This window comes from Pseudomonas sp. TE3644 (assembly GCF_056278815.1).
Map to the genome: position 1 here is coordinate 6,674,116 of NZ_JBWBQF010000001.1, position 13,035 is coordinate 6,687,150.

Genomic DNA, 13,035 nt, shown 5'->3' on the forward strand with positions numbered 1-13,035 from the left:
CCTTGGCGGTGTTTTGGGATTGTTCCTACACAGTTATCGGAAGTGGCCGGGTAGTGATGCCCCAGGCATCGCCCTATAGTCCTCTGCGTTGCTGAGCATCAGCGACCGGGCGTGCAAACCCGTGCTTTAGACGCTGTAGCCATCAATCTGCACAGCAGGCATATTTATGCCTGCTGTTCGGCTTTATGGTGGCTGTGCGTGGGAGACCTTCGGGTCTGCCGGTTTCTAAAGCCCGGTTTTGCACACCTGCGCACAGCCGCCACCTTTAAATCGTGTGCAAACGATGGTGGCGGTTCATCAGCTTTAGGGACTTAGCCATGACCAACCACGACGCCTCACCCCCCATCTTCCTGATCAACCCCGACTGCCCCGACCTCGACCTCTTCGAATTCGCCACCCGCCGTTTCCAGACCGTGCGCAACCTGATGGAATCCTTGTCGTGCATGAATTCCTGCTCGATCGAGGGCAAGGACCTGAATGTCGTCGCCGAGGTGTCGTATCACTTGCTGCAGGAAGGCTGTGAGGTGCTGGAGGCCATGCACCGTAGCCGCTGCCGATAGGCTGCGCTGGCCCCTGAGTACACTGATGATCTTCAGTGGGGATCCGGGCCAGCGCAGCCTGGCGGCAGCGGCTACGGTCGGCCCGCGTTGTTTGGGATTTTTCCCACAGTGTTATCGGAAGTGGCCGGGTACTGCTGCCCCAGGCATCGCCCTATAGTCGTCTGCGTTGCTGAGCATCAGCGACCGGGCGTGCAAGCCTGTCCAGAAACTTAGTCCCGTAAGCGCACAGCAGGCAGTAGAATTGCCTGCTGTGCTCGTTATGGCGGCTATGTGTGGGAGGCCTTCGGGTCTGCCGGCTCTGGACCGGTCTTGCACACCTGCGCATAGCTGCCACCTCATTCGCGTGCAAGCGAGGGTGGCTGTCTCAACTGTCCAGAGTACTTGCCATGACCAACCACGACGCCTCACCCCCCATCTTCCTGATCAACCCCGACTGCCCCGACCTCGACCTCTTCGAATTCGCCACCCGCCGTTTCCAGACGGTGCGCAACCTGATGGAACCCTTGTCGTGCATGAACTCATGTTCGATCGAGGGCAAGGACCTGAATGTGGTCGCCGAGGTGTCGTATCACTTGCTGCAGGAAGGCTGTAAGGTGCTGGAGGCCATGCACAGTAGCCGCTGCCGATAGGCTGCGCTGGCCCCTGAGTACGCTGAAGATCTTCAGTGGGGATCAGGGCCAGCGCAGCCTGGCGGCAGCGGCTACAGGCATCGTGCGGGGCTGGCTAAAACGGCGCATCACCCAGAATCGTCGCACGCTGCATCACCCGCCGCGCAGGCCGGTAATCATCCACGGCGTAATGCTGGGTGCTGCGGTTATCCCAGAATGCCACGTCGTTTTCCTGCCACCGCCAGCGCACGAAGAATTCCGGGCGGGCGGCGTGGGCGAACAGCAGTTTCAGGATGGCTTCGCTCTCGGCCGGTTCCAGCTCGTTGATGCGGGTGGTAAAACCATCGCTGACGAATAACGTTTTGCGCCCGCTCACCGGGTGGGTGCGGATCACCGGGTGGCTGATCGGCGGGTTTTTGCGGCGGGTTTCTTCCCAGCGGGCCAGGTCTTGCGGGGTGCTGCCAAAGCGCTCCAGGGGGAAGGTCTTGGTGAAGTCGTGGGTGGCCGTGAGGCCGTCCAGCAGGCGCTTCATCGGTTCGGACAGCGCTTCATACGCCGCTATGCCGCTGGCCCACAGGGTATCGCCGCCGTAGGGCGGGATCACTTTGGCGCTAAGCACTGCGCCCATCGCAGGGTTGGGCAGGAAGGTTACGTCGGTGTGCCAGGTGGCGTTGTCGCGCACGTCGGTGATGGCGGTGTCCAGGATCAGCACTTCGGGCTGCTCCGGCACGTTGGGATAGATCGGGTGAATGTGCAGATCACCAAAGTGCGCCGCAAACCGCGCCTGTTGTTGCGGGGTGATCGGCTGGTCACGGAAGAACAGTACGTGATGCGCCAGCAGCGCCTGTTCAATGGCGTCGCGGTTGTCCTGCTCCAGCGGCTGGGCGATGTCGATGCCGCTGATGACAGCACCGATGGCCGGGCTGATGGGGGTGATGGTCAGGCTCATGGCTGTCTCGTCATTCCAGGTAATCAGCGGTCGATCAATGGCTCTGGCCGTGCCAGGGCACCAGTTTGCGTTGCAGGGCGCGCAGGCCCATTTCCAGCGCGAAGGCGATGATGGCAATCACCAGGATGCCCAGGATCACCACGTCGGTGACCAGGAACTGCGCGGCCGATTGCACCATGAAGCCCAGGCCGCTGGTGGCGGCGATCAGTTCGGCGGCCACCAGGGTGGACCAGCCCACCCCCAAGCCGATGCGCACGCCGGTGAGGATGTCGGGCAGGGCGCTGGGCAAAATCACGTGGCGGATCAGTTGCGCGCGGGTGGCGCCCAGCGACTGGGCGGCGCGCAGTTTGGCTGGGTCGACCGTGCGCACGCCGGTGGCGGTGGCGATGGCGATGGGGGCGAAGATGGCCAGGTAGATCAGCAGCACTTTCGACAGCTCGCCAATGCCGCACCAGATCACGATCAGCGGCAGGTAGGCCAGTGGCGGGATGGGGCGGTAAAACTCGATCAGCGGGTCGAAGATGCCGCGTGCGATGCGGTTGGTGCCAATGGCGATGCCGATCGGGATGGCCGTGAGGATGGCGAAGCCCAGGGCCAGGCCGATACGGCTCAGGCTGGCACCCAAGTGCTGCCACAGGGTGGCGTCCATGTAGCCCTTGGTCGCCAGCAGCCAGCCTTTTTCCAGCACGGCGGTGGGCGGCGGCAGGAACAGCGGCTCGATCAGGCCGCTGGCGGTCACGCCCCACCATAAGGCCAGCAGTGTCAGCAGGGTGATGGCGCTGATGGCGCGGGTGCTCAGCTGGCGCCGTGGCTTGACCGGTTTGATCAAGGTGGCCTGGGCGTTGGCGGGGGCCTGGTAGCTGCTCATGCCAGCTCCTGTTGCAGTGCGGTGCGTTGGGAAAAGACCCGCGAGAGTACGTATTCGCGGGTTTCGATAAAGCGTGGGTCGGACTTGATTGAGCGGGCCGACTCGCCCTGGCCGTAGCGCTGGCCGAAGTCCAGGTTCAGGCGCTCCACCACTTGGCCCGGGTTGGGTGCCAGCAGGATCAGGTCGGTGGCCAGGAACACGGCTTCTTCGATGTCGTGGGTAATCAGGAACACCGGCTTGGCGGTGCGCTTCCACACTTGCAGCAGCAGTTCCTGCATTTGCTCGCGGGTGAAGGCATCGAGGGCGCCGAAGGGTTCGTCCATCAGCAGCACGCGCGGGTCGGCGGCCAGGGCGCGGGCCAGGCCGACACGTTGCTTCTGGCCACCGGACAGTTGCCAGATGCGGCGGCTGCCGAAGTCGGCCAGGTCCACCAGGGCGAGCATGTCGCGGGCGCGCAGTTCGCGCTTTTCGCGCGGCACGCCGGCTAGTTGCAGACCGAAGGCGACGTTGGCCAGCACGTCCTGCCAGGGCAGCAGGGCATCATCCTGGAACACCACGCCGCGCTCGGCGCTGGGGCCTTTGACGGGCACGCCGTCGAGCGTGATGCGCCCGGCGCTGGGTTCGATGAAACCCGCGATCAGGTTCAGCAGCGAGGTTTTGCCGCTACCCGAAGGGCCCAGGGCCACCAGCAGTTGTTGCGGGCCGAGGGACAGGTTGATGTCGGCCAGTACCGGCGCGCTGGCGCCGGGATATTGGGCGCTGATGCGCTCGAGTTGCAGCAGGGCCATGGGATCGATCCTCGTTGGGCTGCTTTACTGACCTCTGTGGGAGTGGGCTCTGCCCACGAAAAGGTCACCTCGGTGTATCAGGTAGATCGAGGTGAATTCTTCGCGGGCAAAGCCCGCTCCCACAGAGTCTGTGCAGATGGGTACAAAAGTTTACTGAACGAACTTCGCGCTTACGTACGGGGCGTAGTCGGGCAGTACGGCGTCGACCTTGCCTTGTTCTTTCAGGAAGGTGGCGGTGTTGGTGATGGCCTGGGTGGTAGGGGCGCCCAATGCGGTTACCTGGTCTGCGGCCAGCGGGTAGACGTTGCCCTGCAATAGCAGCGGGATGTCAGCCGCCTTGGCACCCGACAGCTTCACCAGCTTGTCGACATTGCTTTGGTTGGCCAGCCAGGCTTTCGGGTCTTTGCGGTAATCGGCGTAGGCGTCCAGGGTCACTTTGGCAAATGCCTTGACGATTTCCGGATGCTTGGCGGCAAAGTCCTTGCGCACGATCCAGGCGTCAAACGTAGGCGCGCCAACCTTGGCCAGTTCGCCGGAGGTGATCAGTACCTTGCCGCTCTCCTTGGCCACGCCCAGGGCAGGGTCCCAGACGTAGGTGGCGTCGATGTCGCCGCGCTTCCAGGCCGCGATGATGGCCGGTGGGTCAAGGTTGAGGATGGTAACCGTGGAGGGGTCGATCTTCCACTGTTTGAGGGCGGCCAGCAGGCTGTAGTGACCAGTGGACACGAACGGCACGGCGATCTTCTTGCCGACCAGGTCTTGCGGGCTGTTGATGCCCGCACCGTTGCGGGCCACCAGGGCCTCGGCGGCGCCGATCTGGGTGGCGATCAAAAAGGTTTCCACCGGCAGTTGGCGGGTGGCGGCGGCAGCCAGGGGGCTGGAGCCGACGTAGCCGATCTGTACGTCACCGGAGGCGACGGCGGTGATGACCTGCGCGCCGCCGTCGAATTTGCGCCAGTTGATGGTCGATTGGGTGGCTTTTTCGTAAGCGCCATCGGCCTGGGCCACCTTGGCCGGGTCGACGGTGGTCTGGTAGGCCACGGTGAAGTCGGCGGCCTGGGCCATGAACGTGGCGCCTGCCAGGGTGACGGCCGCCAGCAGGCGGAGGGGGTTGAATCGGGACATGGTGCAGCTCCTCGTCAGGCGGCCGGATGGCGTGTGTGAAGTTAAGACTAAATGATCTAAGAATCGGTAAATAAATAACCGTTTTTCATTAGCTTAGGCCAGCGCATTGTAGCCGCTGCCGCGCACGGTGTGCGCCCCGCCTCGTAGCAGCTGCCGAAGGCTGCGTTACAGGCGGCGCGGTGAGTCAGTAACTGCGCGGCGTCCGTGACGCGGCCTGGCGGCCGCTGCTACAGAAGATCGGCGGCGGTCAGTTGACGAACTTGGCGCTGACGTAGGGAGAGTAGTCGGGCAGCACGCTCTCTACCTTGCCCTGTTCCTTGAGGAATTCAGCGGTCTGCTCGATCGCCTTGGCGGTACCGCCTTGCAGCAGCGCTGCGGTCTGCTGGGCCTTGGCGTCCGGGAACGCCGAGCCGGCCAGCAGTTCCGGTACGTCAGTGGCGTTGGCACCGGTCAGTTTGGCGATTTTCTGTACAGGCACCGAATCCGCCGTCCAGGCGTCCTTGTGCGCCGCATAGTCGGCGAACGAGTCCAGCGTCACTTTGGCAAACTGCGCGATCACCTCGGGATGCTTGTCGGCGTAGTCCTTGCGCGCTACCCACACTTCGAACGTGGGCGCCCCCCATTGGCCCACCTGGGCGGCGTCGGTGAGGGTCTTGCCGGTCTTGCGGATTTCGCCCAACGCTGGCGACCAGACGAAGGCGCCGTCGATGTCGCCACGCTTCCAGGCGGCGGCGATTTCGGCCGGCTGCAGGTTCACCACCTTGACCTTGCCCTCCAGGCCCCAGTGCTTGAGCGCGCCCAATAGGCTGTAGTGCGAAGTGGACACGAACGGCGTGGCGATGGTCTTGCCCACCAGGTCCTGCGGGTTGTTGATGCCGCTGCCGTTGCGCACCACCAGGGCCTCGGCGGCGTTGATCTGCGCCGAGACGATGAAAGCCACGATCGGCAGTTTGCGCGAAGCGGCGGCAGCCAGCGGGCTGGAGCCCAGGTTGCCGATTTGCACGTCACCCGAGGCGATGGCGGTGACCACTTCAGGGCCGCTGTTGAAGCGGCGCCAGTCGATCTTCTCGCCAATGGCCTTCTCGTAGGCGCCGTCGGCCTGCGGGACTTTGCTGGGGTCGATGCCGGTCTGGTAGCCGATGGTCAGGTTGGCGGCCTGGGCGCTCAAGCCAAACCCGGCGAGGGCGATGGCGGCGAACAGGCGGCGGTAGGGCAGGGTGATAGCCATGTGGGGTGCCTTTGGTGTCGGGTTGTTATTGGAATCAGGGGTGCCAGATGGCGACGGTCTTGGTGTCCACCGGCTTGGGCAACAGCCCGGCGCTGAAGAAGGCATCGGCGATGCTTTGCTGTTCGCCCAGTTGGTCGAGCTTCACCGGCTGCACTTGGTAGCTGCGATGCTGGTTGGCCGCCTGCACCGTGGCGCTGTCGAGGTTGCCCCACAGCGGGCCAAGCACGGCGGCGGCCTGGTCGGGATGGGCCTTGGTCCATTCACCGGCTTTCTGCAGGTCGGCGAACACCAGCTTCAGCACGTCCGGGTGGGCCTGGGCATACGCCGTGCTGGTCAGGTAATAGCGCTTGTACTGGGCCAGCCCTGCGCCCCCGGCCAGCACGCGGGTCGGCAACTGCCGCTGCACGCTGGTGAGGAACGGTTCCCAGGTCACCCAGGCGTCTACCTTGCCGTTTTCGAAGGCGGCGCGGCCATCGGCCGGGGTCAGGTAGGCGGGCTGGATATCAGTGAATTTGAGCCCGGCCTTGTTCAGCGCGGCGATCAACAGGTAATGGGTGCCGGCGGCCTTGGTCACGGCGACTTTCTTGCCCTTCAGATCGGCCAGCGTTTTCAGCGGGCTGTCCTGGCGCACCACGATGGCCTGGGCCTCGGGCGAGGCGGTTTCCTGGGCGAAGTAGGTGAGGTTGGCGCCAGCCGCTTGCGCGAACACCGGCACGGTGTCGGCCACGTCGGCGCTGATGTCGACATTGCCCACGTTCAACGATTCCAGCAGCGGCAGGCCGCTGGGGAACTCATGCCAGCTGACCTGGATGCCATGGGCGGCCAGGTCCTTCTCCAGGGTGCCTTGCTGCTTGAGCAGGGTGATCAGCGTGGATGACTTCTGGTAGCCGATACGCAGGGTTTCAGCGGCCTGCGCCGAGGCGTTGAAGATGAACAGGCTGAGGGCGGCGATTAAAACTTTGTTCATGGGCGGACGGCGGACGGACATGGAGCACCTCTGGCCGCAGGGGCGGCTGGTCGGAAAGGGGTGACGGGATGTCCGGTGGACCGGTGGAGTGAAAGCTAAACGATCTAAAAAATAGAATACAAAGACTGTTTAGTAATTAGCTTAGAGGCCGATACAGGCTTTAGGCCATTGGTTTGGGCCGGCGGGATATTTATTCCAAAACGGTCTGAAAAGAGATGAAACAATTCTTTTTAGAGTTATGAAATATTATTTACTCTTGCCCGTCACAAAATGGACATAGACCATCGCTGAAAACCGGCCTAGAGCGGTTGAAGCGATGCTCGCCAGTGGCACTAATCGCAACAACCCCAGCGTAATGGACAGAAGATCCAGGATTGGGGGCAGACAAGAATTAGAATCATTACAGGAGCAACACAATGTACAAGTCTTCTCTGGCTTTGGCCGTGGCTGTTGGGGTGCTGGCCGCGCAAGCCAATGCTGAAGGTTTTCTGGATGACAGCAAGGCTACGCTGAAGCTGCGTAACTACTACATCAACACGGATAACCGTGATTCGGGCTCGCCCAAGACCAACAATTACTCTGCTGAATGGGGCCAAGGCTTCCAGCTCGACTTCCAGTCGGGTTATACCGCGGGTACCGTGGGTTTTGGTGTTGATGCTATCGGTCTGCTCGGTGTGCGTCTGGACAGCGGCCGTGGTCGCTCGAACAACTATTCGGGCGCGGCTGACGGCGGTAGTGTGTTCCCAACCGACGGCAACGATCCGGCGAGCGAGTTCTCAAGCCTGGGCCTGACCGCCAAGGCCAAGATCTCCAAGACCGAGTTGAAGATCGGTACCCTGCTGCCCAAGCTGCCGGTCATTCAATACAACGACGGTCGCCTGCTGCCTCAGACCTTCCAGGGTGGCCAGATCACCTCGGGCGAGATCAAGGACCTGACTCTGATCGCGGGTCAGATCGAGTCGGCCAAGGGCCGTAACTCCAGCAACAACGAGAACCTGTCGATTAGCGGTGCTAACGGCAGCGGCAACAGCAATGCTGGCGAGCGTAGCAACAAGTTCTACTACGCTGGCGCCGACTACAAGGTCACCAAGGACCTGCTGCTGCAGTATTACTACGGTGAGCTGACTGACTTCTACAAGCAGCACTTCCTGGGCCTGACCCACAACTGGGCGATCGGTCCCGGTGTGCTGAAGTCCGATCTGCGCTACTTCAACAGCAGCGATGACGGCGCCAATAGCAACAATGCCGCCTACTACACCACTGGTAGCTACCAGAACAACAGCACCGGTAAAGGTCCTGTGGACAACAACCTGTACAGCGGCCTGTTCCTGTATACCGTTGCAGGCCACACCTTTGGTGGCGGTTATCAGGTAAGCAACGGCAGCTCGGACTTCCCGTGGCTGAACCAGGGCGACGGTTCGTCGAACTACACCATCACTGACATGCAGATCGTTAAGTTCGGCCGTGCAGGTGAGCGTACCTGGCAGGCGCGTTACTCGTATGACTTCGCTGCCCTGGGCTTGCCTGGTGCTACTGCGGGCATCGTCTACTCGCGCGGTGACAATATCGATACTCACAGTGCTACCGTGCAGTCCAACGGCCGCTCCGAGTGGGAACGCGACATCACCCTGGCTTACGTAGTGCCAGAAGGCACCTTCAAAGGCCTGGGCTTCACTTGGAAAAACGCTATGACACGCAACGACGTGTTGTCTGCGCGCGACCAGGACGAAAACCGTGTGATCGTCAGCTACTCGATCCCACTGAAGTAATTTTTGCCGTAACCCAAAAACCCGCCGCGGATCCCATCCCCGGCGGGTTTTTTATTGCCTCCAAGGCCCGTAGCCGCTGCCGCCAGGCTGCGCTGGCCCTGTCCCCCGCTGGAGATTTTCAGGGTTCACACTGGCCAGCGCAGCCTGGCCGCAGCGGCTACGGCTTGCGCCAAATGCTTATGCTTTTGAGTGCTTAATAAATCGATATTTATTCTTTTTATTTCGTCTACGCTGAGTGCACAGTAGTTCCCATACAGCACTCAACAAGGAGCAAGGCCCCTCATGAGCATCCGCCTCGGCGACATCGCCCCCGATTTCGAACAAGACTCCAGCGCCGGCAAGATCCGTTTCCACGAGTGGCTGGGCAACAGCTGGGGTGTGTTGTTCTCCCACCCGGCCGACTTCACCCCGGTGTGCACCACCGAGCTGGGCTTCACCGCCAAGCTCAAGGAAGAGTTCGCCAAGCGCAACGTCAAGGCCATCGCCCTGTCGGTGGACCCGGTGGACTCGCACCACAAGTGGATCGAAGACATCAACGAAACCCAGAACACCATCGTCAACTTCCCGATCCTGGCCGACGCCGATCGCAAAGTGGCTGACCTGTACGACCTGATCCACCCCAACGCCAATGACACCCTCACCGTGCGCTCGCTGTTCGTGATCGACCCGAACAAGAAAGTGCGCCTGACCATTACCTACCCCGCCAGCACCGGCCGCAACTTCCACGAAATCCTGCGGGTGATCGATTCGTTGCAGCTGACTGACAACCACAAGGTGGCTACCCCGGCCAACTGGCAGGACGGTGATGAGGTGGTGATCGTGCCGTCGCTCAAGGACGAGGAAGAGATCAAGCAACGCTTTCCCAAGGGCTACCGCGCGGTGAAGCCGTACCTGCGCCTGACCCCTCAGCCCAACCGCTGAGCACTGATTCATCTTGTGGGAGCGGGCTCTGCCCGCGAACTATGCACCGCGGTGCATCTGCAATTACGCGGCGTCCTTTTCGCGGGCAGAGCCCGCTCCCACAACCAAAGATCCATCCCATTCATCCTCCCACGACAGGGTTTCAGGGCCGTTGATCACGGCCCTTTTTTTTGCCCGAAAATGCATATGCTTTCAGCGTCTAACCACATGAAAAAATATGATTTATGGATATATAAAAGGCCTGTTATGGTCAGTGCCATCTCGCTGATCGCGAGGCCTTTTGGACAACGAAGGAAGCGTCGCAATGCTGGTTGTATCTCTTGGTGGCAGTCCCAGTGTGCGCTCGCGATCCGGTGTGTTGCTGGAACAGACACGCCTTTGGTTGCAGCGTCATAACGTCGAAGTGGTGACTTTCCAGGTACGCGACTTCGCGGCCGAGGATTTGCTGCACGCCCGTTTCGACAGCCCCAAGGTGCTCGACTTTCTGGAGCTGGTGCAGAAGGCCGACGGCCTGATCGTCGCCACCCCGGTGTACAAGGCATCGTTCAGCGGCGCACTGAAAACCCTGCTGGACCTGCTGCCCGAGCGCGCGCTGGCCAACAAAGTGGTATTGCCCATCGCCACCGGCGGCAGCATCGCCCACATGCTGGCGGTGGATTACGCCCTGAAGCCGGTGTTGGCCGCGCTCAAGGCCCAGGAAATGCTGCAGGGGATCTTTGCTGACGACAGCCAGATCGCCTACGGCGAAGGCAGCGCCGCGGCGCAGCTGGCACCGGCGCTGGAGCAGCGCCTGGCCGATGCCCTGGACGAGTTCCACTACGCGCTGAGCCGCAGGCCCCATGCGCTGGACCCGGGCATTCTCAACGAAAGACTACTGAGCGCGCGCTGGAGTATCTGACGCCGCCCGTAGCCGCTGCCGCAGGCTGCGCTGGCCCCCGACCCCACTGGAGATTTCCAGTGCACTAAGGGCCAGCGCAGCCTGGCGGCAGCGGCTACAGAGATTTACTGGCCTTACTCGCCCGCCAACGGGCAAGCAGGTGCAGCCAATAACCCTATCAAGCAAAGGAGCGGCGCTATGCGCACAGTCTTTTTGCGTCGTGGGCTGGTCGCTCTGTTTGCTGCGGCTGTGTCGTTCGGCGCCATTACCCAGGCCCAGGCTGACACCCTGCGCATCGGCTACCAGAAGTACGGCACCCTGGTGCTGCTCAAGGCCCGCGGCTCGCTGGAGAAACGCCTGGCCGCCCAGGGCGTGCAAGTGCAGTGGACCGAATTCCCCGGCGGCCCGCAGCTGCTGGAAGGCCTGAACGTAGGCTCCATCGACTTCGGCGTTACCGGCGAGACCCCGCCGGTATTTGCCCAGGCGGCCGGCGCCGACCTGCTGTACGTGGCCCACGAGCCGCCCGCGCCCCACAGCGAAGCCATCCTGGTACCCAAGGATTCGCCGATCAAATCCGTGGCCGATCTGAAAGGCAAAAAGGTCGTGCTCAACAAGGGCTCCAACGTGCACTACCTGCTGGTACGCGCCCTGGAAGACGCCGGCCTGAAGTACACCGATATCCAGACCGTGTTCCTGCCACCGGCTGACGCCCGCGCCGCCTTCGAACGCGGCGCCGTCGACGCCTGGGTGATCTGGGACCCCTACCAGGCCGCCGCCGAACAGCAACTGCAAGCCCGCACCCTGCGTGACGGCAAGGGCCTGGTCGACAACAACCAGTTCTACCTGGCCACCAAGCCGTACGCGCAACAGCATCCGCAAGTGATCGCCACCCTGGTCGACGAAGTGCGTTCGGTTGGCGAGTGGTCCAAGTCCAACCCCGAGCAGGTGACCAAGGAAGTCTCGCCCCTGCTGGGCCTGCCGGCCGACATCACCCTGACGTCGGTGAAGCGCCAAGGCTTTGGTGCCGAGTTCATCACCCCTGAGGTGGTGGCCGCGCAGCAGAAGATCGCCGACGCCTTCTACCAGCTCAAGCTGATTCCAAAGCCGTTGAGCATCAAGGATGTGATCTGGACGCCGCCTGCCAAGGTCGCGACCGCCCCGTGATTTGTACCGCGGGCCGGCGCGTCGCGTCGGCCCCAGCCACCCTTAGGAGACAACTCCAATGAGCCTCAATATTTTCTGGTTTCTTCCCACCCATGGCGACGGTCACTACCTGGGCACCGCCGAGGGCGCGCGCGCCGTGGATCATGGCTACCTGCAACAGATTGCGCAGGCGGCCGACCGCCTGGGCTTCGGCGGCGTGCTGATTCCCACGGGGCGTTCCTGCGAGGATTCCTGGCTGGTGGCGGCATCGCTGATCCCGGTGACCCAGCGCCTGAAGTTCCTGGTGGCGTTGCGCCCCGGCATCATTTCGCCCACGGTCGCGGCGCGCCAGGCGGCCACCCTGGACCGTCTGTCCGGCGGCCGCGCACTGTTCAACCTGGTGACCGGCGGTGATCCGGAGGAGCTGTCCGGGGATGGCCTGTTCCTCACGCACGAGGAGCGCTACGAAGCCTCGGTGGAATTCACCCGCATCTGGCGTCGCGTGCTGGAAGGCGAGACCGTGGACTACGACGGCAAGCACATCACCGTGAAGGGCGCCCGACTGCTGTACGAGCCCGTGCAGCAGCCACGCCCGCCGCTGTATTTTGGTGGCTCTTCGGATGCCGCCCAGGACCTGGCCGCCGAGCAGGTGGAGATGTACCTGACCTGGGGCGAGCCACCCGCGGCCGTCGCCGAGAAAATTGCCCAGGTGCGCGCCAAGGCCGCCAAGCTGGGCCGCACCGTGCGCTTCGGTATCCGCCTGCATGTGATCGTGCGTGAAACCAGCGCCGAGGCCTGGGCAGCGGCCGAGCGCCTGATATCGAATGTGGACGACGAAACCATCGCCCGCGCCCAGGCCTCCCTGGCGCGCTTTGATTCGGTGGGCCAGCAGCGCATGGCGGCGTTGCATGGCGGCGACCGCAACAAGCTGGAAGTCAGCCCTAACCTGTGGGCTGGCGTAGGGCTGGTGCGTACCGGTGCCGGCACTGCGCTGGTGGGTGATGCCGAGACGGTGGCTGCACGGGTCAAGGAATACGCAGATCTTGGCATCGACACCTTCATCTTCTCCGGCTACCCGCACCTGGAAGAGTCCTATCGCGTGGCCGAACTGCTGTTCCCCCTGCTGGATGTGCAAAAGCCCGAGTGGCCGCAGGGTGGCAGGCCGGTCAAGGCGGCGGGTGAAATCGTGGCCAACGATATCGTGCCCCAAGCTGCGGCGCGGGGCTGAGGGC

General features: G+C 62.7%; 13 protein-coding genes. 7 read left to right on the forward strand and 6 right to left on the reverse strand.

The genetic code is table 11. The features are described from left to right. The first annotated feature begins 317 nt into the window (after positions 1 to 317). Entirely contained in the window at positions 318 to 560 is a 243-nt protein-coding gene (locus tag ACZ9GA_RS29685; RefSeq protein ID WP_457358708.1) for a hypothetical protein, read from the forward strand. A gap of 386 nt (positions 561 to 946) precedes the next feature. Continuing rightward, positions 947 to 1,189, forward strand: a complete 243-nt coding sequence (locus tag ACZ9GA_RS29690; RefSeq protein ID WP_457358706.1) for a hypothetical protein — start codon at positions 947 to 949, stop codon at positions 1,187 to 1,189. Positions 1,190 to 1,283: 94 nt separating this feature from the next. Here ACZ9GA_RS29690 and tauD read toward each other — a convergent pair whose 3' ends face one another. The 6 genes from tauD to ACZ9GA_RS29720 all read right to left on the reverse strand — a co-directional run bounded on the left by tauD (position 1,284) and on the right by ACZ9GA_RS29720 (position 7,093). Then, positions 1,284 to 2,117 carry a taurine dioxygenase gene (gene tauD, locus ACZ9GA_RS29695; RefSeq protein ID WP_457358705.1) on the reverse strand — a complete coding sequence of 278 codons (834 nt, stop codon included), beginning with the start codon at positions 2,115 to 2,117 and terminating at the stop codon, positions 1,284 to 1,286. Between the two features lie 34 nt (positions 2,118 to 2,151). Beyond that, positions 2,152 to 2,985: a taurine ABC transporter permease TauC gene (tauC, locus tag ACZ9GA_RS29700; protein WP_457358703.1), complete on the reverse strand. Its 834-nt coding sequence runs from the start codon at positions 2,983 to 2,985 to the stop codon at positions 2,152 to 2,154. Continuing rightward, positions 2,982 to 3,773: a taurine ABC transporter ATP-binding subunit gene (gene tauB, locus ACZ9GA_RS29705; protein ID WP_457358701.1), complete on the reverse strand. Its 792-nt coding sequence runs from the start codon at positions 3,771 to 3,773 to the stop codon at positions 2,982 to 2,984. Before tauB ends, tauC begins: the two co-directional genes overlap by 4 nt. Positions 3,774 to 3,923: 150 nt before the next feature. Next, positions 3,924 to 4,898 carry a taurine ABC transporter substrate-binding protein gene (gene tauA / locus ACZ9GA_RS29710; RefSeq protein ID WP_457358699.1) on the reverse strand — a complete coding sequence of 325 codons (975 nt, stop codon included), beginning with the start codon at positions 4,896 to 4,898 and terminating at the stop codon, positions 3,924 to 3,926. Between the two features lie 247 nt (positions 4,899 to 5,145). Further along, a complete protein-coding gene (tauA, locus tag ACZ9GA_RS29715; RefSeq protein WP_457358697.1) occupies positions 5,146 to 6,126 on the reverse strand; it encodes a taurine ABC transporter substrate-binding protein in 981 nt (326 codons plus the stop codon). Positions 6,127 to 6,160: 34 nt separating this feature from the next. Then, positions 6,161 to 7,093 (reverse strand): aliphatic sulfonate ABC transporter substrate-binding protein, encoded by a 933-nt coding sequence (locus ACZ9GA_RS29720; RefSeq protein WP_457358695.1) that lies wholly within the window; start codon positions 7,091 to 7,093, stop codon positions 6,161 to 6,163. A 416-nt stretch (positions 7,094 to 7,509) separates the two neighbouring features. Here ACZ9GA_RS29720 and ACZ9GA_RS29725 point away from each other — a divergent pair, with 416 nt between their 5' ends. From ACZ9GA_RS29725 to ssuD, 5 genes are all read left to right on the forward strand, one after another. Continuing rightward, positions 7,510 to 8,862, forward strand: coding sequence for an OprD family porin (locus ACZ9GA_RS29725; RefSeq protein WP_457358693.1), 1,353 nt, complete (start codon positions 7,510 to 7,512; stop codon positions 8,860 to 8,862). Positions 8,863 to 9,144: 282 nt separating this feature from the next. Then, positions 9,145 to 9,783 carry a peroxiredoxin gene (locus ACZ9GA_RS29730; protein WP_416421506.1) on the forward strand — a complete coding sequence of 213 codons (639 nt, stop codon included), beginning with the start codon at positions 9,145 to 9,147 and terminating at the stop codon, positions 9,781 to 9,783. Positions 9,784 to 10,087: 304 nt separating this feature from the next. Continuing rightward, complete coding sequence (ssuE, locus tag ACZ9GA_RS29735) at positions 10,088 to 10,681, forward strand: NADPH-dependent FMN reductase (RefSeq protein ID WP_457358691.1); 594 nt, start codon at positions 10,088 to 10,090, stop codon at positions 10,679 to 10,681. Positions 10,682 to 10,858: 177 nt separating this feature from the next. Continuing rightward, a complete protein-coding gene (locus ACZ9GA_RS29740; RefSeq protein WP_027980091.1) occupies positions 10,859 to 11,824 on the forward strand; it encodes a sulfonate ABC transporter substrate-binding protein in 966 nt (321 codons plus the stop codon). A 58-nt stretch (positions 11,825 to 11,882) separates the two neighbouring features. Further along, positions 11,883 to 13,031, forward strand: a complete 1,149-nt coding sequence (gene ssuD / locus ACZ9GA_RS29745; protein WP_476227402.1) for an FMNH2-dependent alkanesulfonate monooxygenase — start codon at positions 11,883 to 11,885, stop codon at positions 13,029 to 13,031. Positions 13,032 to 13,035 lie beyond the last annotated feature (4 nt).

Excerpts from the sequence above, each read along its gene's own strand:
- ACZ9GA_RS29730 (WP_416421506.1), top strand. The coding sequence starts at position 9,145 with ATGAGCATCCGCCTCGGCGACATCGCCCCCGATTTCGAACAAGACTCC.
- tauA (WP_457358697.1), bottom strand. The coding sequence starts at position 6,126 with ATGGCTATCACCCTGCCCTACCGCCGCCTGTTCGCCGCCATCGCCCTC.
- ACZ9GA_RS29720 (WP_457358695.1), bottom strand. The coding sequence starts at position 7,093 with ATGAACAAAGTTTTAATCGCCGCCCTCAGCCTGTTCATCTTCAACGCC.
- ssuD (WP_476227402.1), top strand. The coding sequence starts at position 11,883 with ATGAGCCTCAATATTTTCTGGTTTCTTCCCACCCATGGCGACGGTCAC.
- tauA (WP_457358699.1), bottom strand. The coding sequence starts at position 4,898 with ATGTCCCGATTCAACCCCCTCCGCCTGCTGGCGGCCGTCACCCTGGCA.
- ACZ9GA_RS29725 (WP_457358693.1), top strand. The coding sequence starts at position 7,510 with ATGTACAAGTCTTCTCTGGCTTTGGCCGTGGCTGTTGGGGTGCTGGCC.
- ACZ9GA_RS29690 (WP_457358706.1), top strand. The coding sequence starts at position 947 with ATGACCAACCACGACGCCTCACCCCCCATCTTCCTGATCAACCCCGAC.
- ACZ9GA_RS29740 (WP_027980091.1), top strand. The coding sequence starts at position 10,859 with ATGCGCACAGTCTTTTTGCGTCGTGGGCTGGTCGCTCTGTTTGCTGCG.
- tauC (WP_457358703.1), bottom strand. The coding sequence starts at position 2,985 with ATGAGCAGCTACCAGGCCCCCGCCAACGCCCAGGCCACCTTGATCAAA.
- ACZ9GA_RS29685 (WP_457358708.1), top strand. The coding sequence starts at position 318 with ATGACCAACCACGACGCCTCACCCCCCATCTTCCTGATCAACCCCGAC.
- tauD (WP_457358705.1), bottom strand. The coding sequence starts at position 2,117 with ATGAGCCTGACCATCACCCCCATCAGCCCGGCCATCGGTGCTGTCATC.
- tauB (WP_457358701.1), bottom strand. The coding sequence starts at position 3,773 with ATGGCCCTGCTGCAACTCGAGCGCATCAGCGCCCAATATCCCGGCGCC.
- ssuE (WP_457358691.1), top strand. The coding sequence starts at position 10,088 with ATGCTGGTTGTATCTCTTGGTGGCAGTCCCAGTGTGCGCTCGCGATCC.